General features: G+C 39.2%; 15 protein-coding genes. 2 read left to right on the plus strand and 13 right to left on the minus strand.

Annotation, left to right across the window (positions count from 1 at the left end; translation table 11 throughout):
- Window positions 1-4 precede the first annotated feature (4 nt).
- The gene (locus tag IWC72_RS06885; protein ID WP_194525444.1) at window positions 5-1,300 is read left to right on the plus strand and encodes a TRAP transporter large permease; all 1,296 of its coding nucleotides are present in this window, start codon (window positions 5-7) and stop codon (window positions 1,298-1,300) included.
- A 267-nt stretch (window positions 1,301-1,567) separates the two neighbouring features.
- Here IWC72_RS06885 and IWC72_RS06890 read toward each other — a convergent pair whose 3' ends face one another.
- The 9 genes from IWC72_RS06890 to IWC72_RS06930 all read right to left on the minus strand — a co-directional run bounded on the left by IWC72_RS06890 (window position 1,568) and on the right by IWC72_RS06930 (window position 15,926).
- A complete protein-coding gene (locus IWC72_RS06890; RefSeq protein ID WP_194529273.1) occupies window positions 1,568-2,941 on the minus strand; it encodes a GH1 family beta-glucosidase in 1,374 nt (457 codons plus the stop codon).
- Window positions 2,942-2,947: 6 nt separating this feature from the next.
- Window positions 2,948-3,955: a glycosyltransferase family protein gene (locus IWC72_RS06895; protein ID WP_194529274.1), complete on the minus strand. Its 1,008-nt coding sequence runs from the start codon at window positions 3,953-3,955 to the stop codon at window positions 2,948-2,950.
- A 22-nt stretch (window positions 3,956-3,977) separates the two neighbouring features.
- The gene (locus tag IWC72_RS06900) at window positions 3,978-4,841 is read right to left on the minus strand and encodes a UDP-2,3-diacylglucosamine diphosphatase (protein WP_194529275.1); all 864 of its coding nucleotides are present in this window, start codon (window positions 4,839-4,841) and stop codon (window positions 3,978-3,980) included.
- 433 nt (window positions 4,842-5,274) lie between these two features.
- The gene (locus IWC72_RS06905; protein WP_194529276.1) at window positions 5,275-6,870 is read right to left on the minus strand and encodes a fibronectin type III domain-containing protein; all 1,596 of its coding nucleotides are present in this window, start codon (window positions 6,868-6,870) and stop codon (window positions 5,275-5,277) included.
- Between the two features lies 1 nt (window position 6,871).
- Window positions 6,872-8,245 carry a (R)-1-hydroxy-2-aminoethylphosphonate ammonia-lyase gene (gene pbfA, locus IWC72_RS06910; protein WP_194529277.1) on the minus strand — a complete coding sequence of 458 codons (1,374 nt, stop codon included), beginning with the start codon at window positions 8,243-8,245 and terminating at the stop codon, window positions 6,872-6,874.
- A complete protein-coding gene (locus IWC72_RS06915) occupies window positions 8,232-9,506 on the minus strand; it encodes a ComEC/Rec2 family competence protein (protein ID WP_194529278.1) in 1,275 nt (424 codons plus the stop codon). The genes pbfA and IWC72_RS06915 overlap by 14 nt, the downstream gene beginning before the upstream one ends.
- Window positions 9,507-11,153 carry an alkaline phosphatase family protein gene (locus IWC72_RS06920; protein WP_194529279.1) on the minus strand — a complete coding sequence of 549 codons (1,647 nt, stop codon included), beginning with the start codon at window positions 11,151-11,153 and terminating at the stop codon, window positions 9,507-9,509.
- A gap of 77 nt (window positions 11,154-11,230) precedes the next feature.
- Window positions 11,231-12,676 carry a SusD/RagB family nutrient-binding outer membrane lipoprotein gene (locus IWC72_RS06925; protein WP_194529280.1) on the minus strand — a complete coding sequence of 482 codons (1,446 nt, stop codon included), beginning with the start codon at window positions 12,674-12,676 and terminating at the stop codon, window positions 11,231-11,233.
- Window positions 12,677-12,707: 31 nt separating this feature from the next.
- A complete protein-coding gene (locus tag IWC72_RS06930; RefSeq protein ID WP_194529281.1) occupies window positions 12,708-15,926 on the minus strand; it encodes a SusC/RagA family TonB-linked outer membrane protein in 3,219 nt (1,072 codons plus the stop codon).
- 273 nt (window positions 15,927-16,199) lie between these two features.
- Here IWC72_RS06930 and IWC72_RS06935 point away from each other — a divergent pair, with 273 nt between their 5' ends.
- Window positions 16,200-16,766 (plus strand): helix-turn-helix domain-containing protein, encoded by a 567-nt coding sequence (locus IWC72_RS06935; RefSeq protein WP_194529282.1) that lies wholly within the window; start codon window positions 16,200-16,202, stop codon window positions 16,764-16,766.
- A gap of 89 nt (window positions 16,767-16,855) precedes the next feature.
- Here IWC72_RS06935 and IWC72_RS06940 read toward each other — a convergent pair whose 3' ends face one another.
- The 4 genes from IWC72_RS06940 to IWC72_RS06955 all read right to left on the minus strand — a co-directional run bounded on the left by IWC72_RS06940 (window position 16,856) and on the right by IWC72_RS06955 (window position 21,371).
- Window positions 16,856-17,533, minus strand: coding sequence for a phosphonatase-like hydrolase (locus IWC72_RS06940; protein ID WP_194529283.1), 678 nt, complete (start codon window positions 17,531-17,533; stop codon window positions 16,856-16,858).
- The gene (locus IWC72_RS06945) at window positions 17,526-18,689 is read right to left on the minus strand and encodes a TIGR03364 family FAD-dependent oxidoreductase (RefSeq protein WP_194531100.1); all 1,164 of its coding nucleotides are present in this window, start codon (window positions 18,687-18,689) and stop codon (window positions 17,526-17,528) included. The genes IWC72_RS06940 and IWC72_RS06945 overlap by 8 nt, the downstream gene beginning before the upstream one ends.
- Window positions 18,690-18,691: 2 nt before the next feature.
- The gene (locus IWC72_RS06950; protein ID WP_226979513.1) at window positions 18,692-19,903 is read right to left on the minus strand and encodes a DUF5690 family protein; all 1,212 of its coding nucleotides are present in this window, start codon (window positions 19,901-19,903) and stop codon (window positions 18,692-18,694) included.
- Window positions 19,904-20,135: 232 nt separating this feature from the next.
- Window positions 20,136-21,371 carry a hypothetical protein gene (locus tag IWC72_RS06955; RefSeq protein ID WP_194525458.1) on the minus strand — a complete coding sequence of 412 codons (1,236 nt, stop codon included), beginning with the start codon at window positions 21,369-21,371 and terminating at the stop codon, window positions 20,136-20,138.
- Window positions 21,372-21,422: the final 51 nt, after the last annotated feature.

The following is a 21,422-nucleotide window of genomic DNA, read 5'->3' on the forward strand; positions in this document are numbered from 1 at the left end:
TATTATGGAGTATTTACCAATTTTAGTCTTGGTGCTGAGTTTTGTTGTTCTATTGGGCATAGGAACTCCCGTGGCATGGAGTATAGCCATATCATCTGTTCTTACCATGTTGGTAAGTATTCCCGTGTTACCGGCATTCACAACTGTTTCGCAGCGAATAGGAACCGGACTTGATAGTTTCGCGCTGTTAGCTATTCCCTTATTCATACTCTCGGGAGAATTAATGAACAAAGGTGGTATTGCACACCGGTTGATAGCCTTTGCGAAGACCATGGTGGGGGCACTACCTGGTGGTTTGGCATTGATCAATATTGTTTCGGCTATGCTTATGGGGGCTATTGCAGGTTCGTCTATGGCAGCAGCATCCGCTATGGGCAGTATTTTGGGGCCTGAAATGGAAAGGGAAGGGTATTCCCGTGAATTTGGTGCAGCGGTGAATATAACGGCTGCTACAACGGGTCTGGTTATACCGCCCAGTAATGTACTTATTGTGTATTCCTTGGCAAGTGGTGGTGCTTCTATTGCCGCATTGTTCTTGGCAGGATATATTCCTGGGATACTCACAGGTCTTTTTCTAATGATCGTTGCTTCTTTTTGGGCAAAGAAAAAAGGCTACAAAGTGGGAAAACGTAGTTCTTTAAAAGAGATTTTTAAAACGTTTGTAGATGCATTGCCTAGTTTGTTTATGCTAGTTGTGGTTATTGGAGGTATTGTAGTAGGCGTATTTACCGCTACAGAAGCTTCCGCGATTGCCGTACTGTATAGCTTGCTATTGGGTTTTTTCTATAAGGAAATATCATTTGATAGGCTGCCTAAAATCCTGTTGGACTCTACTTCTACTACTGCAATTGTAATGTTGTTAATAGGTGCCTCCATGAGTATGTCATGGGCATTGTCCTATGAGAACATACCTCAAGAAATTAGTTCAGGACTTTTAGGTATTAGCGATAATAAGATTGTAATTCTACTAATCATTAACTTGTTATTGTTGTTCGTTGGTATTTTTATGGATATGACTCCAGCGGTCTTGATATTTACGCCGATATTTTTACCTGTGGTAACTAAATTAGGATTAGATCCAGTGCATTTTGGAATCATTATGGTACTGAACCTTTGTATTGGTCTTTGTACGCCTCCTGTGGGCTCGGTGCTCTTTGTTGGGGTGGGTATAGCAAACACCACCATAGAAAAAGTGATAAAACCACTATTTCCACTTTTTATAGCTATGATAATAGCACTGTTCCTAGTAACGTATATTCCTCAGCTTAGTTTATGGTTACCCAGCTTGTTTGATTTGTAGGAAGTAATTTGATTTTCAGAAACTAACACTTATAGATGATAAGGGATTACATCTATAAGTGTTAGTTTTTTGTTGGATTTAAATGGATAAGAGTGAGATTATAACTCCTTAACACAAGCGTAATGAACCCCTAAACTTATGGTTACTAAAGGTGCTCTAATAAGGGGCATCTTTGCAGCGCATTATCCGGCATACGTTCTTATTTGAATTAGCTTGAATAGAATTCAACCGATGGGGACATCGGTTTTTTTTGTTTCCGTACGTTTCTTAGCTCTTTTTCCTTCCCAAGAAAGTACTGTACCATTTTCCCGAAGCTTTAATGGTACGTTCCAACGTATCAAAATCGATATGTACCAAACCGAATCTAGGGTAATATCCCTCAGCCCACTCAAAATTATCGGTAAATGTCCACACAAAGTAACCTGAAATTTTTAGGTCTTCCGAACTCGCTTTATGCACCTGTTTTAAATAGCTTTTTAAATAGTTAGTGCGTTCTATATCATTCACTTCTCCCGCTTCCATGGTATCTTCAAAAGCGGCGCCATTTTCGGTAATCAATATTTTTTTCACGCCTCTGTAGGTGTTGAATTTTTTCAGCATTTCATAAATACTGGGAGGATGAACTTCCCAATCCATAAGCGTAGTTTGTACATTGCGTTCCGGTGCTTTTACAATCTTTGCTCTTAAATAGGGAACGGTATAGCTATGCCTAACCACCTCTCGGGTATAGTTTTGAATACCGATAAAATCAAACTCAAAAATGCTGTTTTGGGCATCTTCCGGTTGTTCGTATTTTTTAATCTTTTTAAGAACGGCTATACTCTCGTCAGGGTAACCTAGACCCAAGCTGGGTTCAAGGAAAAGTCGGTTTAAAAGAGCATCTGCTTTATCCGCTGCTTTCATATCTCTTTTACTATCCGATTGAGGTGTAATTTGCGAACAAGAGAAAGTAGTCCCAATTATGGCATCGGAGACCATTTTACGAAGCAATCTTCCTCCTAAAGCTTGGCATAGCACGGCATGGTGTATAGCAGGTAGAAAATTTTTGAGCCCTTTCTTGCCCGGGGCATGTACGCCTAAAAAATATCCTGCGCCGGTGAAAACCATAGGTTCGTTAAGGACCATCCAATGCTTCACGCGGTCACCAAAGTTTTTGGCACAGATTTTCACGTAATCTTCAAACCAATCTAATATTTTCCTATTGGTCCAACCTCCTATATCCTCTAGATTTTGGGGTAGGTCCCAGTGGTAAAGGGTTACCCATGGGGTAATGCCGCACTTAAGGCAAAAATTAATAACATCATTATAGAACTCTATGCCTTTTTGATTTACCCTACCCGTTCCGTCAGGTAGAATTCTAGACCATGATAATGAAAACCGATAATGTTTAATATTCATCGACTTCATTAAAAGAATATCGTCCCTATATCTATTGTAGAAATCACAGGCTATTTGCCCGTGTTGGTCCTCAAAAATGTTCCCTTTTTTGGATACAAAATCATCCCAAATAGACGTACCCTTTCCGTGAATATTGTGGGCGCCTTCAATCTGGTAGGCGGCGGTAGATACACCCCAAATAAAATCTTGTCCAAAATCATCAGGTTGCAAGTCAAAATTTGATTGCTCACTCGTATGCGTCATTTAAAATTATTTGCCTTTATATAAGGATAGCGATTTTTCTAAAACGGACTTGATTATCTCATCGGTAATGTCAGGGTAGTGCACGTCTAACTTGGTGTCCGTATCTATCCAAGTTTTAATTTTGTCAAGATGTTTCATTTTTAGGGATTTTATTACGGGCACCCCCATTTCTTTTAAAGCGGCTGCATTACACTGTTGCTCATATTGGCCTTTCATAGGTATGACCAGAAGTTTCTTTTGCATGTGGAGTGCTTCCGCAGGCGTTTCAAACCCTGCGCCGCAAAGTACACCTTTGCTGCTTGCCATACTGCTTACAAAGGCCTCATTAGTGATGGGGCTAATGGTTATGTTGTTCGAGAAAATTTCTTTTTGGTTGTGCTTAGAGAAAACTTGCCACTTTACATCTTTAATTTGCGAGAGCATTTTTAACAATTTCTCATCACTGTAAGAAGGAAGATAAACCGTGTAATGTTCCCCTAGTGTTCTCGTTGTAGACCTTATATCTTGACGGATAATGGGTTTGAACATATTTTCTCCATAGGTTTTAAAGTGAAAACCATATTGGGTTGTAGACGGCGCGTATTTCTCTAATATTAGCTTTCCTAGAGGGTCTTTTTTCTTGGGTTTGGGTGAGTTGGGAGATATAACCGCAGCCTGATGACTAAGTGCCACACAGGGCAATTTTTTTGACTTGCAAGCCCATGCGGAGATAGGTTCAAAGTCATTAATTACCAAATCGTATTTTTCAATAGGGATACTCTTTATTTCTTTTTTTATTCTGGCAGAATTGGTTTTTTCGTACGTGCGCCACATATCAACACCACCCTTTTTTCCAAAAATAAAACTCCATCCGCTCAGTTGGTAGGTAATGGGGTAGGGTAGTTTAATATCGGCTTGCGTACCACTGACCAGAATATCCAGATCAATATTGTTTTTCTGTAGGGAGGGAATAATATCTCGAGCTCTACTTAAATGCCCATTTCCCGTACCTTGTATGGCGTAGAGAACTTTCATCTACTGTTTCTTTTTGGGTGGGTCATTTACTTACTTTTGAGGCGACCATGTCATTGAACTCCGCCATTAAGCTTTGAAAAAGCTCTTTTTTCTCTAGCATTTCAACATGGTCGTTACTGTCCGAGTTGTAGGCCTGAATGTACATGTCATCTTCGTATCTGTAGAGTTTCCACTCCCCTTTTACATATTCTAAAGATGTAAGGTTTTCTATCCAATCTCCTGAGTTTAGGTACATAACGGAACCGTTATCGTTTTGAACAGATTTAATCTCTGGTTGATGAATATGACCACAGATCACATAATCAAATTCATTTTCAATAGCGATATCCGCAGCGGTCTGTTCAAAGTTGTTTATGAACTTTACGGCAGATTTTACACTGTTCTTTATTTTCTTTGACATGGAAACCGGTCCTCTTCCAAGTTTTTTGTAGCAAAAGTTTACCGCACTGTTTATAAGTATAAGGGTATCATAACCAATAGCCCCTAGTTTGGCCAACCATTTGGAATGTTGCATGGTAACATCAAAAACATCACCATGAAAAATCCAGGCTTTTTTACCATGTATGGTTAGAACCAATTTATTAACAATGCTGAAAGACCCCAATTTAAACCCGGAGAACTTGCGCATCATTTCATCATGGTTACCTGTAATGTAATGTACTTTCACTCCCTTTGTAATCCACTCCATGAGCAGTTTTACCACCTTCATGTGAGATTTGGGCCAGTACCGTTTATTGAACTGCCATATATCAACAATATCCCCGTTAAGGACTACTTGTTTTGGGTTTATGGATTTTAGATATTTGATCAGCTCCTTAGCGTGGCATCCGTATGTGCCAAGGTGTATGTCTGATATGACGACAATGTCAATAGGTCTTTTTTTCATTGTATGGAGGGGCGACTATGCTTTCTGATTTTCTTGAATTTTAGGGGCGAAAAATAGCTTCTAAGCCGAGAGATTAGAAGGTCTGCCACAAGGGTCGATAAGTATAAAAGAACTATTTTCATAGGTAGAAAATGAGTTTGGGTAAAGATTGTTTTTTTAGTTTACGCGGTCGTAAACATTAGATTAACAATTTGTTAGTTAATCTTTACTTTTTTAAGAATCCAAAAGTGGAATGCGCTAAATCTTAAAAAGAAAAAACCGATGTACGAGACTTACATCGGTTTTACTAAACTAACTCAAACTAGATTAACTCAAATAATCACACCGCAAAATTCGGTTAAAGTGGCCGGAGATGAGTTAACTTAATATCAAGCTATCATTATGAAAATCATGTTTTGTTTATACTTTGTAAAAAGTAATTTTTCAATGTTTTTTATGGCTTGTCCGTTGTAAAATTTAGTGTATTGGACCATTCGCTCCAATTCAAGTGCTGGTCCCGATAGCGAACACGCCAGTAGTAGGTTGTACCAGGTTTTAATCGTTTTGAAGGTTCATCGGTAAGGTCGTCGTCTTTTTGCCTGTTTTCAAGATAGTACCAGTTTTCAGATTGCTTCCAGCTGTCCAAAATTAATTCGGAAAAATCTGGTTTTGTAGAAATTTGCCAGTTAGCAGCAGCGTGGTAAGCATCGTTAAAAGTACTGCTAAAATTTTCCGCTTTAAGTGTCGTTCCTTTAAAAGGGATATTTTCTCCCTTTGGGGAAATGGCTTTTGGGGCTTCAGGTTTATGATTTTTGGCATAAATGGTAATCTCGTCCGTCTTTTCGTTAGCCCTGAACTTATTTGCATTGCCTCTACTGATTCTTTTTAAAGTGAACTTGGGATTGTCTTTGTTGGCGTCTACCTCTACCATTACAAAACCGTATTCATCTTGGGTAACCGTAAATTCATCATAATCACGACCTTCAAATTCGCCCCAATTATCAATGGCGCCACCTGCAGAAGCGACATTTACCCAAAGGTGTTTGTGGTCCTTGGACTGACCTCTGGAGTAGCCATGTGTGTGTCCAAAAAAGTGTAGGCTAGGTTTGCCTGTTTTTGTGCTAAAATCTTCAAGAAGCTTAACAACTTTTCCAGAAGATGCTTCTTCGCCAGGTATCCATAATTCTGATTTATGCGGATGGTGCAATTGTGCAAAAACAAAGTCGATATCTTCATTTTTAGCTGCTTCTGCCAGTACTTCTTCCAGCCAAGTGTATTGTTCATCAATATCCCTAAAACCTTTGTTGCTATTTAAACCAATGATACGGGTATTACCGTAATCTTTGTACCACCAATGTTCGGCGTAAGCGGGAGTTCCGTTTTTAGGAAGACTGAAGTATTTAAAGTAAAAAGATGAGTTTATCTCATGGTTCCCAAGCACAGGATAAACAGGAACCTCAGCGAACAAGTTTTGAGCTGGGTCAAAAAAATCGCTTTTCCATTGGTCATATTTGGTGCCGTTTTCTACTAAATCCCCAGGCACCATTACCAAAGCTAAATTCTCGGGAAGTGCTTCACCATACTCGGTTTTAAGATAAGGAATGATACCCTCGTTTACAATCTCTGAAAACTTATCCGGATTTTGATGGTCCATTTGCATATCGCTCATGGCAAGCATATTGAAAGATTGGTCGTCGCTGCCAAAAGGAGGTGTTTTAAACTGAAAAATGTCCGAAACAACCTTTCCTGTGCGTACCCGATAAAAATAGGTAGTGAAGCGTTTTAGGCCGTTAATTTGAACTTCATGAACGCGCGATTCTGTAAAGTTGATGTCATGAGCAGAGCCATTAGCTTTTTTGCCAAGTTTTTGGGTCGTACCCCATTCTACGATACTTTCTTCTCCGCTGGAAGTCTGCCAAACCACCTTAATGGAGTTGGGCATGGCATCCTGCAAAAACGGATTTACCAGCAGTTCTGGTTTTTCTTTTTGGGCAAAAACCGATGCGCCTAATAGAAGATTGATGATAAGTAATACAAATTTGTTTTTCATTTTAGTAAGATTGATGGTTTAAGGTAGAAAGTGCATTATCAAGAATATTGATGGCATTTTTAAGTTCTTCGGTTGAAATTGTGAGCGCTGGAGCCAGTTGAAGCACATTCCCTGATGAGACTTTAAAACTAAGTCCATTTTTAAGGCATTCGTACATTACTTTTTCGGCCTCGTTTATGGCTTTCTTTTTGGTTTTTTGGTCTGTCACCAGTTCAACGCCCCACAAAAGTCCTAATCCACGAATATCACCAATGATAGAATGTGTTTGTTTTAGGCGATTCATTTCTTGCTGCATCATACCCCCCAGATTTTTAATCGTACCGGAGTGGAGTTCCTCTTCAATAATTTCTAGGGTAGTCAAGGCCGCAACAGCACCAAGCGGACTCTTTTCATGGGTGTAATGACCTAAAGAAATATCGCTGAATTTATTGTAGGCATCCCGAGCAACAATGGCTGCCTGCGGAAAAATCCCGCCTCCAAGTCCTTTACCCAAACAGAGAATATCCGGTTCAATATCATAATTTTCAAAAGCGAACATTTTTCCCGTTCGGCCCATCGCTATGGGAATTTCATCTAAGATTAATAGTACCCCATATTGATCACAGAGGCGTCTGGCTTCTTTCCAAAAAGCTTTTGATGGAATTTGAACATCTGTGTTGCGAACGGTTTCTGCTAAAAAAGCACCAATATCACCCTCTTTTGCAAAAACATACTCCAGATATTCCAGACATTTAGATTCATTATTTTCATAAATACCTCTGTACGTCACCGGTGGCGGAATGCGTTCTACACCTGGCATTAAAGGGCCCATGAGTTCTCTAAAAACCGATTCGCCGCCCACACTTATCGCATCTAAAGAAGCCCCGTGAAAAGAATCCCAAAAGGAGACTACTTTAAACTTTCCGGTAACCGCACGGGCCAGTTTTAGAGCAATACCAATTGCGGCACTACCGTTGGGTGTCATTAGCGTACGGTTCAGGTCAGAAGGTAAAAGAGAGGCTAGTTTTTCTGCAAAATCGATAGCGTTTTCATTGGTGTATCTTCTGGTGGAAAAAGTCAGAGATTGCAATTGCTTGGTTAGGCGTTGTACCAATTTTGGATGCGAAAAGCCCAATTGGTGCACATTATTACCATGAAAATCGAGATACTTTTTCCCGGATAGGTTTTCGATATATGGACCGTCACAGTTTTTTAGAACATCTAAACATGGTGACGATAAAGCTTGGTGAAAGAAATACCGAGCGTCTTTTTCGAGTAGCTCCTTTGTGGTTTCATCAACTTCATTGGATAACCATTCTTGTCTTGCTGGCGTGTAGTTGATGTCGCCCTCGGTTCTTTTATTCTGTTTTATTTCCCGTTTTTCATTTTGACTCATAAGGACCGTGTTCTGATAGTACTTCACGCTTTTCGGAAGTATCGTTCAAGATAAATATTTTATAGGATGCGCCTCCTTTTTCAACCCGTAGAACAATATGTCCGTTATGGCTTTTATACTGGTCGAGTCTGCCGCCAATCACATCTTTGTTGGCTTGTAAAAGAACAGTGCTGAAAATGTCTCGTTCACCCGGATAAAGTTCTTTTGAAGTTATACGTCTTAAGACCTCTTCGCCCGGGTGGTCGCTAGACCAGTTTTGCTGAATCCAGACGCGTGGACGTAGGGTGCGCACGTAAAATGTGTTTTGTGAATCGCGGTTGCCATGATGATTTAAAGTTGCGACATCTACCGAACCAACAATAGGCGCTATGTTGGATTCTACCGAGTGAATATTGATGCCTCCAAAAGCGTTAATCCCGCTGATATCACCTCCTGTGAAATAATCAAAATTACCATAGCTAATCTTAAGGCAAGTGCTTAATGGGTTCTCTCCAGGATATTCACCTTCTTTAAAAATGGAAAATGTACGGTTCTTTTCTCCGGTCCAAATCTCACCGTTCACCGCTATATTCTGAATATTGAAATCAGGAAAATCTTTTTGTTTTGTTTTAAGGGCTATTTGATTCAGCTGACCAGCTTCAAAGACTTCATATTGTAGCCCATTAGTTTTTGCTTGGAAATTAATAAAGTTCCAATAGTTTTTAAGCGTAGCTATCGTTCCATAAGCATCGTTCTTATCTATTTTTGATTGAATTTCTACGTTTTTTAGGTCAACAGGATAAGAATCGCCGCGATCAAGCATGGTTTTTATTGGTAGGTGGTGGCCTACTTCTGTAATTCCTGTTAAGTAGTAATTTCCGTTTTCAGCCTTTTTTCGATTCACATCCATTTCACCAAAATGGTCGTCATGATAATGGGTGAGAAGCGCATAATCTAACTGCGGAGTTTTGTTTTTGGGTGTAAATTGATGAATGTAATCTACAATCCATTCAGGCGCCGATTTAGAATTGTTAGGCATCAATTTGGCATTTCTAGCGGAAAGGGTTCGTTCATGCGTTTCGGACATGTCACCAGCGTCTACTAAAAGCGTTGTTCCGTCCGGAAGTATAAAATAGGCAGCATTGCCTCTTCCGGTGTTGATGTGGTGTATGTCTAACATACCTTCTTGCCAAGGGGGCAGTTCGGAAAAAAATTGCTGGGCACAAACTGTAGTGCCCAGCAAAAAAGAGAGTAAAACGAAACTAAAATTGAAAAAATTCATTTAATCGGTCATCAATAACGGTTGAGATAATATCTGTTTGGCAGCATCGCCTTCTTCTACAAAAACGTCTAACCATCCATCGCCACCACCATTGAACCATAGTACTTTTATGGGGTGTATGCCTGGTTGTAAAGTGATGGTGCCATCTTTGGTCTTTACGCCATGATCACCATCATTGTCAACTACGAGTTCGTCATCAATAAAGAGTTTGCTACCGTCATCCGAACGAAGATAGAACCTGTAATTTTTTTCTTTTTCTATCTCTATTCTAGAAGTGAACCTCACCGTTGTGTTGCTCTTGATCTTTTCTTTTATTTCATCTGAGGCAATTTCAGAAGTAGTGCCTTTCAAATCTGGTTTTTTAGTGCTTAAGGCTGGAATAAAAGTGAGATTATCCATATAAAAAATCTCGTAGTTTACTGGTTTTACTGCTTTTTTAGGTTGTATCCTGAAATATCCTTCGGCAACAGGGCTACTGATTTTATTATTTGTAAATAAGGCACTTTTAACTACGGTGTTATTCGTTAAGCGGAAAGGTTTATTGTAAATGGCCGAAGCTTTGGTAGGCAATGAACCATCCAAGGTATACCTAATGGTTCCCTCTTCGTTCATATTTTTGATTTCAACGGAAGTAGATTCTGTGAAAAGTCCGCCTGCTTTTTTATATCCTTCCGATTTAGGAAAGATAACGGGTTCTTTTAGCTGTTCTAGAACGGTGTATTGGTCCTCTATTTCATAACCTTCAAAAGCAGATGCAACAGGTTTGCCGATCCACGCATGTGGCGTCTTAATTCCCAATGCAAAGGCTACCGTCGCTGCGTTATCATACTGGTAGACAGGGTGGGTAATTTTATGGTTTTTCTTGACTCCCTTTCCCCAAACGATAAAGGGAATTTCAATTTCTTGAAGAGACTCGCCGCCATGCCCTTTTCCTAAACCACCATGATCGGCACTAACGATAACCAAGGTTTTGTCCCCAATACCGGCTGTTTTAATTGCGTCCATAACTTCTTTAAGAAGTTTATCCGATTTTTCAACGGATTCGTAATAATGTGGGGTGCCATGGCCGTACTCGTGGCCCGCATGATCTACATGGTCAAAATGTATAAAAGTGAGTTTTGGTTTTTTTCCTTTGATATAATCACTTGCCAAAACTGCTGTTTCGTCCTCCGTTTCCGGGCTCACATCATAATCAACGGCACTTTTTTCGAACAATCTTCCAAAACCGCCCCAATGATAAATAGCTCCTATTTCTGAGGAAGCAATTTGGTCATTGGTCAATTGAAAAATGGTAGGGAATATAAACTCTTCACTTTGTGTAACCGCGGGAAGCGTAAAATTATCACGTTCCCAGGCGTTGGAGGTGATGCCGTGCTGCTCTGGTCCAGCACCCATAATCATACTGGCCCAATTGGTACTTGAACTGGTAGGGAGAACGGCCCTGGCATGCATTGAGTAAGCACCTTCTTGTATCAGTCGGTCAAAGGTTGGTGTAGCTGCATTTTGCAAACCGTCTGGGCTTAGCCCATCAAAACCTATGACCACTACGTGTTCTATTCCTGAGTTCTGTAACTCTTGACTCACAACCCTTGTGGAGCATATTCCGCAGAATGCTAATACTGGTATGAGTAATTTAAGTAGTTTCATCTATGTTACGTTTTAAAAATACTATTGTCTCGATTACAAACCGAGACAATAGTTATTCTTGTTTAGAAGGGATTTTCTTAATACCTGGTTCCAGTTTCCCACCAACCCTTAGCGTTAATGTTGTCACCACCAATAGCTTCTACTGCAGCTTTATAGTTTATTTCGTTCAATGTTTGCTCAGAAGAAGGATATAGGAATCTTACTGGGTAAAGACCTTGGTTTTCATTGTCTGGCCCAGCTTCAAGTTCAGGTAAACCGGTTCTTCTGTAATCAAACCAACCTTGGTAATCTACATTCCAAAGAGCAAGTGTTTTTTGGGTCATCAACAATTCTATACTTCCATCGTATGCCACGGAAGGCTGAGCCAAATAGGCGTCAATAACCGTGTCGTCCGTTACACCCCAATACTTCATGCTTTGGCGAATACCTTCATTGTAAAAAGTTTCGGCATCACCGGAAATAAATCCTCTTTCTGCCGCTTCGGCCAATATAAAGTTTACCTCAGAACTTTTAATAATATAAGCCTCAGCTTCAGTTCTGGAAAAGTAAAACAATTCAACATCTAAACGGCTAGGACTATTAGCATCGTCATACGCTCTAGCGTTATCCTGATTCAAGCCAATAGGTATGCCCACATATTCTCCATCACTGTTACGATCAAACCAAATATCCAATCTAGGGTCGTTAAAACGGGTAAGGTATTCCAGTCCGGTGGTACACAAACTTTTCTCGTCAAAACCACCGATTCGACCTGTACTTTCTGGCCAAGAATCGGTATTTGAAGTGCCGCTGAAAGTTAGGGTAGCATTATCATCGTTGGTCATGATATAATTGCCGGCACTAACAATGGCTTGCATTTCGGCGGAAACATCTCTTTGTTTTGAGATTCTCAACAAGTAGCGTAAGCGAAGTGAATTTGCTAGTTTTCTCCATTTTGAGGCATCGCCATCAAAAATAACATCTCCTGTTGAACCTGTTATGGCTTCACCCAAGGCCAAAGCAGCATCGGCATCCACTAAATCTTGGAGAACACCGTTGTAAACCGTTTCTTGGTCATCATATTTTGGAGTAAAAACTGCATCTGTTTTTCCGGTAATGGCTTCCGTGTAAGGAACGTTCGCATACAAATCGGTTAAGTTGGCGTAACAAAGTGCTCTTAAGGTTAAGGCTATACCTTCATACGTACTGTTCTTGGTTTCCTCAGCTCTAGAGATTTCTAAAATGTCCGTTACTTCGGGCAAAATCTGATAGAAAAAATTCCATAGACCTTGATCTCCCCATTCAAATTGGCCAAAACCGGGGAAGTTGTTCTTTGCCATTAACTGTGTAAGGGTATTTCCGTCTGAATACCCTTCGGAAGTTAAAGTACGGACAATATCGGAAGTAGCCGTAGCGGTAAGTAAATCGGCACTTACCATTTCGGGGGCATTGGGGTTTGAGTTTGTTTCTTCAAAATCTGCTGTACAGCCTGTTAAGCTTAAGCCCGTAAGAAGAATTATGGTGAATATTTTTGATGTTTTCATCTTGAATAAATATTGTATTGATTAATTCTATTTAGAACTCTATGTTTATATTAATACCATAGCTTCTTGTGCTTGGTAAGGCCATATCTTCTACACCGGGAACTACCGTTCCGCCTGAGAAAGAAATGGTTTCAGGGTCTACATGAGGATTCTCTGTCCACAAGGCTAGGTTACGTCCAACAAGAGAAATGCTTGCGGAAGCAATTGGAGTTTGAGCGAACATCTTTTTAGGGAAGTTGTAACCAAATTTCACTTCTCTCAGCTTAACATAGCTAGCATCGTACATGGTAGTTTCTTCGTTACTCCGGTTATATACCGTAGAATAGTACCCTGATGCAGGAACATTGATGGTGTTTTCTTCATACACAGGATTTTCTTCGGTTCCCGTATTAATAACACCTTCTGCCACAATTCCTGTTTCACGACCCTCAGTGGTAAAATCCAAAAGACCTGTAGTTCCACCAATGGATACTGTTCTAGAGTGGTAAACACCACCTTGCCGCCAATCAAAAAGAACACCTAGGTTAAGGTTTTTATAACGGAAACTGTTTTGAAGACCGACCATAAAATCAGGATTATAGTTGCCCAAATTTCTAAGTTCACTGTCTCTTGAAGGTAGACCGGTATCTTGGTTAATAATCCATTTTCCAAAATGAGGACTGCTGGTATCGGTTACTTCTACGAAACCTGTGCCGTATAAGTCTCCCATTCTTTCACCTACTTCGGCACCTACGATAAGATAATTTTCTTTTATCTGATAAAAGTCGAGTCCCTCTGCAAGCTCTAAGATTTCACCTCTATTCGTGGTAAAGTTGATGTTTGTATTCCAAGTGAAATTCTCGGATTTTACGGGTGTTGCGTTTAAAGTAATTTCAAGACCTTCATTTCTAACTTTACCAGCGTTGATCACTGTTTGATTGTAACCCGAAGTATTAGAAACAGGTAGTGAAATTATCTGGTTTTTTGTTTCCGACCTATATAATGCTAAATCTAAGCCCAAGCGATTGCTGAAGAATCTTAAATCGGCCCCAACTTCAAAGGAATTGGTTCTTTCTGGCTTTAAATCCGGTAATTTCAGTTCTGAAGGAGAATTTACTCTTGAAAAACCATTAAAGGTTGTTCCAAAGCCATATGTAGATAGTAAGTTGTAAGGATCGGTATCGTTACCTACACTTGCCCAACCAGCTCTTAATTTTGCAAAAGTTATAGTTTCAGGAAAGGTGAACATATCCGATAGGATAAGGCTAAGCCCAGCTGAAGGATAAAAATAACTACTGTTCTCTAGGGGAAGTGTAGAAGACCAGTCGTTTCTTCCGGTTACATCTAAAAATAGATAGTCTTTAAACCCAAAATTAGCGAAGGCGTACAAGCTGTTAATTTCCTTTTTGTCATCATAATCACTAGAAGTTAAAGGTTCCGCAGTGTTCCCAAAGTTATAGATGCCCGGTATGGATAGCGAGTTGGCACTTATTCTCTGATATCTATTCTTAACAATACGGCTGTTACCGCCAACCGAAAGTCCTAAGTCAATATCTTCATTAAGTGAAGTATTGTAGCCAAGTAGAAAGTCTGTGTTCTGCTCAAAGGCATAGATGTTATCTTCTCTATACTGGCCTTTTGGAAACCGCTGTGTAGAATAAGCTCTTTTGCGCATGTTCAGTTCATTGGCATAATCAAAACCGGTTCTGAACATAAAATCGAGACCCTTTGCCAATTTAATATCTGCGCGCATATTGGTAATCACACGGTCTTTATCAAGACTATTTGTGTTTTCATAAACGTTAAAGAAAGGGTTGTCATGATAGTTGTAATTGTAATTGTACTGTTGTACGCCTTCCAGACCCGGTTGCCAGTAGTCGCGAAGCGAGTTCATATCTAAATGCTGTCCGAACCAAATCCATAAATACATGATATTTTCTGTACCGTAAGAGTTTACAGGACGGTTGCCAGAGTTACTGTTTATATAATTCATAGAACCCGAAACCTTAAGCCAATCTGTAAGTTGATATGAACCGTTTAATGCATAAGAACGTCTGTTGTAATCGGTATTGGGAACTATACCTTCGCTCTCCAAATCGGTAAATGATATTCTAAAATTACCTTTATCGTTTCCTCCTGTTAGAGCGATATTGTTACTAATGGTGTGACCTGTTTCAAAAAAACTTTTGATATTACCCGGTCTTGATAAAAAAGGAGTAGCGATAATTTCATCGGCAAAAGTACCGTCTGCATTCCTAGGTCGTACATGAACATCACCAGCACGCAAACCGCTTGTTGTAGGACTGTCGTGTTGTGCAATTAATTGGCCGTTTAAAGCAGGACCCCAACTTTCGTCAACATGATCGTTTACGCCTCCCGTTATGGAGCGGTTTTGACCACCATCTGCAAAAGCAAACTGACCGTTTGAACCTTGACCGTATTCATATTGGTACTCAGGAAATGTTAGAATAGACTCAAAAGTAGTGTTGTTCGTATATGAAACGCCTATCCCTTTATTGTTTTTCCCTGATTTTGTAGTAATTAATATAACTCCGTTCGCTCCTCTTGAGCCGTAAAGGGCTGTTGCGCTTGGGCCTTTTAAAACGTTCATGGTCTCAACGTCATCAGGGTTAATGTCTTGGGCGCCGTTTCCGTAATCTACTTCCATGTTTCCTTCGCTAGAGCGGCTGCTTACACTATTATTGATAGGAATTCCATCAACTACAAAAAGTGGTGAATTGGCATTTGGGCTTGGGTTTAAGGAGCTTTCACCACGGATTATAATTTGAGAAGATGAACCTACACCGGAATTACCACCGGTAACCTGTACCCCTGCAAGTTTACCTGCTAAGGAGTTCACAACATTAGTTTCTTTAGCCTTAGAAATTTCGTCTCCTGATACTTTCTGAACAGCATAAGCTAATTTTTTAGCTTCTCTTTTAATGCCCAAAGCGGTTACAACAACCTCTCCCAATTGCTCTGAGTTAGGTTGCAAAACGATGGTTGCTGTAGTTTTTCCCGAGGTGTCAAATTCAGAAGGGATGTATCCTAGGTAGGATACTACTAAAATTTCATTTCCTTCAGGTAGTTCTATACTGAAATTACCGTCAAAATCCGTTGCTACACCAGTTGCACTTCCTTTAATAACTAAGGATGCTCCCGGTAATGGTACTTGGTTTTCGTCTAGCACCGTTCCCGTAAAAGTAGTCTGTGCACGGGCGGCCAAACTGACCATTAATGCGAATAAGGTTAAAAGAAGTGTTCTTTTCATTTTTTTCGTATTTGTAAACTTTGGTTAATTATTAGGCAACAAATATCTAATGAATAGGTTAAGCAAAATGTCATTAAATATTAAGTTATTGCAAGGTTTAAAGGAGTTTTATTATGAAAAGGTTATCTTAATGTTATTTACAAATACTCAATTAAAGATTTTGTACTTATGACGTCTAAATTGAAATATAGGTCGTGTAAAATGTCATGTTACCTGTGAGATTTCAGTTACATATTTCAATTAAATAGTATGTTTGTACTTTAAGTTTTAACTATGGATGATTACCTGATAGGTATTGGAAAACGGATAAAAGAAATCCGAAAGGAAAGCAACAAAACCATAAGTGATATTGCGCGTGGTGCAGAGGTAACCGGTGGACTGATTTCAAGGATTGAAAATGGAAGAACCATACCATCTTTACCCGTATTATTGAAAATAATAAGTTCATTGGAAATTGAAGTGACCGAGTTTTTCAATGGTATGCCACAGGTAAACGGGGCTAGCTATATAGTTTCGAGAAAAGAGGACAATTCTATAATTGAAAAAGAGGACACCGCAGTTGGTTTCAATTATACTTACATTTTTGGAAAACAGCTTTCTTCCTTAGGTTTTGAGACGGTTTTATTAGAGGTTCAACCCAACTCGGAACGTGATAAAGTCACTACAGATGCTTACGAGTTTAAGTATATGCTTACCGGTGAATGTTATTATATAATTGGAGAGGAAGAAGTGCTTTTGAAAGAAGGGGACTCTATTTTCTTTGATGGCCGTATTCCGCACGTTCCGGTTAACCGAAGTGATGCGTCAACTAAGATGTTGGTTATCTATTTTTTTATATAGAGTTTTAATGATGCGTATAAAACAAAACGATCCGTTACCAGTTTGGTAACGGATCGTTTGTTGTAGCCCTATACCGCTACGGTAGCAACTCAGCCTTTTATATAATTGGTGAGTCCTACAAGTGAGTTTAATACATAAGTAGGTTCAGCGGATTTTAATTGTGCTGCTGAGTGGGCGCCGGTGGTTACACCAATGGTAACACCACAATGTGCGTTTTTGCCTTCTTCTATATCAATAATAGAATCTCCGGCCTTTAGCACCTTACTCGCATCGCTTACTTCTAGAATTTCCATAGCTTTAGAAATCATGGCAGGGTGAGGACGTCCTTCCAATACGTCATCTGCTGTAACCAAAGCATCATATTGCTCGCCCTTTTTCCAATTCATTTTTTGAAGTAAAAGTTCTGCTATTGCTCTATTGTAACCTGTGTTTAAAGCAATTTTAATATGTTGTGATTTCAGTTGGGCTAAAACCTCTTCCACGCCTTTAAAAGAAGTCACTTTTAAATTGTGATAGGACTCATCTAATAAGCGTTTAAAATCTTCAAAAATGGGTTCGGACGGTTCGGACATGGAATCACTATTAGCCTTTAGAATATCTTTTATGGCTTGATGTTTTTCTTTTCCGGCACCATGTACGAGTACGAAGTCTAGGGAAAAATGATATCCCTTTTTATTAATTGCCTTTTGAACTGTTTTGTAAACTACGTTGTTTTCATTAACGACCGTGCCGGCCATGTCAAATACTACTAATTCTATGTTATGCATTTTGTAAATTGAATATTGAATTGATGTTTTCTTTTGAAAAGCCTGCACTGCCCGTCATTCCTTTGCCACCTATACCGGTTACAATGTGAATGTTCCGATCTATGGTATGCTGATATAGGTCGGCATTTTCACATTGCGAATAGAGGCCGTACCATCTGTTCTGTATTTGGTAGGTAGGCAAATCAAATATTTTCTTTGCTTCGTTTAAAATGAAGTTGTCAATGTCCATATTCAGATCCATACCTAAATCATCTATACCTGCAGCAGGGGCATATTCGTGGGAATCACCAATGATAACCGAACCATCCATAGCTTGTTTGAACAGAATGTGTACACCCCATTTTTTTTCTGGGGATTCACTTTTTTCATTTGCTTTAACCGAAGCATAGGATGGGCACTCGGAGAAGGCTTCATAGCGTCTTATGGATAGGCCTGTTAGAACAGAGCTTGGTAGTTTGTAATTAGGCTGAACCTTGGTTTGCATCATCTGTAATTTTGATACGATGAGGTTGCTTTCTGAAAACAAATTCGGATACAGCATTTTAAAATCGCTTCCGTTACAGATAATGACCTTAGAGGCGGATAGTGCCATATTATCCGTGGTGTGTACTTGTACCCAATTGGTAAGAGAATTGCATTCTACCACGGTCTTGTTCATATAAATATCCAGGCCTATTTCTTTTAGATAGCTTTGTAGTTTGCCGATCATTAGACGCGGCTCTACCATAACTTCCTCAGGAAAGAAAAGCCCCATTTTTACATAGTCTTCACGGAGACCAGGATACTTTTTAAGACATTCCTCTTTGGTCATTAACTCAGACTTGTAGGAATTTTTGAGGTTGATGGCGTTTAATTCTACCAAGAGTTGAACTTCCTCTTCATTGGAAGCAATATAGATACTACCTTCTTGCCGTACAGAAATATCAAATTTAGATTGTATATCCTTATATACTCTTAAACTTTCCCGTCCGTATATTTGCCATTTAGAGTCCATGCCCGAGGGTACCACTTGTCCAAAATTGCGTACGGTAGCCCCTTGGGGTTTTCCATCCTTTTCGAGCAAAGCAACTTTTAGACCGTTTTTCATTGCGTGATAAGCATGAAAAGTACCTAAAATGCCTCCACCAACTACGATAAGGTCATATTTATTCTCCATGGTCATATAATATGCAGTTCATTGTTTAACGTTAGTTGTTCCATCTTATATTTTTTCTTGAAATAGATTAATGAGCAAGTGGTTGCCGCGAAGCCCACAAAGGCAATGGCATAAGTTCCATAGCTAAAGAATTGTAGCCATGAGACGGAGCGATGTCCAAAATTTTTATAAAGTAGGATGGCCATGCTTCCCAGGTACCCAAAGGCATCTGCAATATAGATGAGGTAGCCGGCATTACCCTCTATTTTGAAAGTGGCTATCATCCTATCAAAAAATATACAGTTAAAAGGTACGTAGCAGATGTACAGTCCCAGACCCACTAAAACCATCCATAGTACCGGCCCCATTACTTGTGTTTGAAATAGGAAAGTGCTACCGCCAATAAGGATCGCCCCAAAAATTAACAAGTAATGGTAGGTTATAAAAGCCCGGTAATTATCCTTAACAAAGGCAAAAAGACCTATGGATATTAGAACAATTATGGCTACAGGCAGCTCAGACAAAGTATAAATGGAAGCATTGTCTTCAAAACCAACGGCATCCCAAATTTCACGCGAAAAATTATCCCTAAAGTCGCGTATCGCAGTAAGGCAAATGTAAAAAAAGACTAGAATTACAATAGGGATGAAGAAGTTGGACAGTACTTTTTTTCGGTCTGCACGGCTCATAGGCTTCCGTTCTTTTCTTAGTGCCTTGTCTTCTTTTGTAGGTTTCGGAATTTTGTCTAATAATAGAGCGAAACCTAAAAATGGAATAAGAAATACGGCTCCTGTAAGTGCTGGCATCCATATTTCGTTAACGCCTGTGGCTTGCATTAGCAGTAACCCGGACGATTTTACGGCACCACTAGAAACAATGAAACTAGAACAGAGGGTAACGCCTAGAATTTCGGTAAACTTTCTTCCTTCTAAATAGGAAAAAACAATGCCCCATATCATTCCTAATGAAAGTCCATTTAAGAACATGAATATAATATTATAGGGCGTAGGCACAAAACCAAAAAGGATGAGGCTTAATTCTGCCATTGAGATCATAATTAAAAGATAACGCAGACGATTCTTAGCTTTTAGCTCTGATATGAGCTTTATTCCAATGAATTTGGAGAGCATATACCCAAGTACTTGGGTAATGATTAAAATGATTTTATAATCGACACCCATAAACGCCAGATGTTCATAGGTGGCAACAGTGAATGGCTTTCGAAAAGCATACATGCAGAAATATGTACCGAACGATGCAAATGCACCGTAGGTAATAAACTTAATATTTTTATGTTGAATCTTGAAAGTCACTATAAGTTTACAAATAGTAAATATTAGAATGTAAAATTCATTATAATTTCACTATTTGTAAAGTTTTAGGCGTTAAGAAAATCTTATGCAGCAATTATTTAATTGTGAAGGGAGAGTAGGTAATTGGGTTTTTATGGACTTTGAATAAGAGTGTTTAGTGTTCCGCTCTGCTGAAGTTGATAGCCACTGACCCACTAACCAATCTATTTTCATTATCAATCCCGCTAAAAACACCATCATGTCTTTCGCTGTCGTCTTTTAAGAAATACGTTTTAAAGTAAACATCTACATGGTCAAAGGCTATTATACCTGCAAAATTAAAACTAAAATGTACTACGGAACCTTTGTTGAGTAAATCCAGGTTATCCTTTTCAAAATAGACATTCTCTGTTTGAACAATCATTTTATAGTTGGTAGGTAAAATTTTAAAATAGAGTTTTTCTTCAAATCCGTTGGGAAAATAGAAAGTCAAAATATAGGAGCCCGCAAGGCTTTCGTAAATTGATGCATACGGGCTAGCTTCGGAAATTTCAAGAAAGTGCTTGGGTACTATGCTTTTGTTTACAATTCTTTTGCTCCTGATTTCCATGGCAATGTACGGGGGGATATTAGGATTTTTAGACCGCTCCTCCATATCTTCCTTGGAGTCGCATCTTTCAAGAATTGTTTGCCCCGCCACGGTATTTGTGTAGATGTCAAAAGTACAGTAGGTACCTATTAAATACCTTACATTAGAGGGATCGGTATGCCCTATGTAATAGATTTCACTGGCTCCCTCCACCAATTTGCCGTCTAACAAGGTTTTGGAATTAATGTGTAAGGTGTCTTCTCTCCGGACTATATTTCCAAAATTGTAATGCTCTTTATTCGTTCCATCTTCTTGAGGGTATACATAGGTATGCTTTATCTTTTTCCAGTTGTTGGATATAATGGTTTCTCCTTTTAGGATAACATCATCCTCCCCATAGTAATAGTTTATGTAATAAAAAGTTTTGTTTGCCTGTTCATCATACAATAGGGCAAGCTGTTTTTTTTCCTTTGATTCTTCTAGCCGGTTTTCATCAAGAAAACTATCAACGGAATCATAACCTAAGTATAAAAGTAGAACGGATTTGTAATATTGGTTGATTTTTATGACCGGTTTTCCCTTTCTAAAGTCCCTAACTTTGTCATAAAGATACTTTCCATTGATAAAATCGCTTCCAATATGTTCTAAGTCTTCTTTAAGGTTTGGCTTCTCGGAATCATAATTTCCATACCCATAGAATTGCATGGATTTCGGTATCTCTTTTATACCATGCTTTTTTTTGAAGGTTTCTTTTAATTGCACTATCAAAATTTCAAAATACGCAGCGGTGAGGGGCAGACTAAAAAATTCCTGTTTTTTCATGAATTCCGATTTATGTTTTAAAATTATTAAATAAACTTTTAGTAATCGTAA

It is taken from the genome of Zobellia roscoffensis (assembly GCF_015330165.1).
Taxonomy (GTDB): Bacteria; Bacteroidota; Bacteroidia; order Flavobacteriales; family Flavobacteriaceae; genus Zobellia; species Zobellia roscoffensis.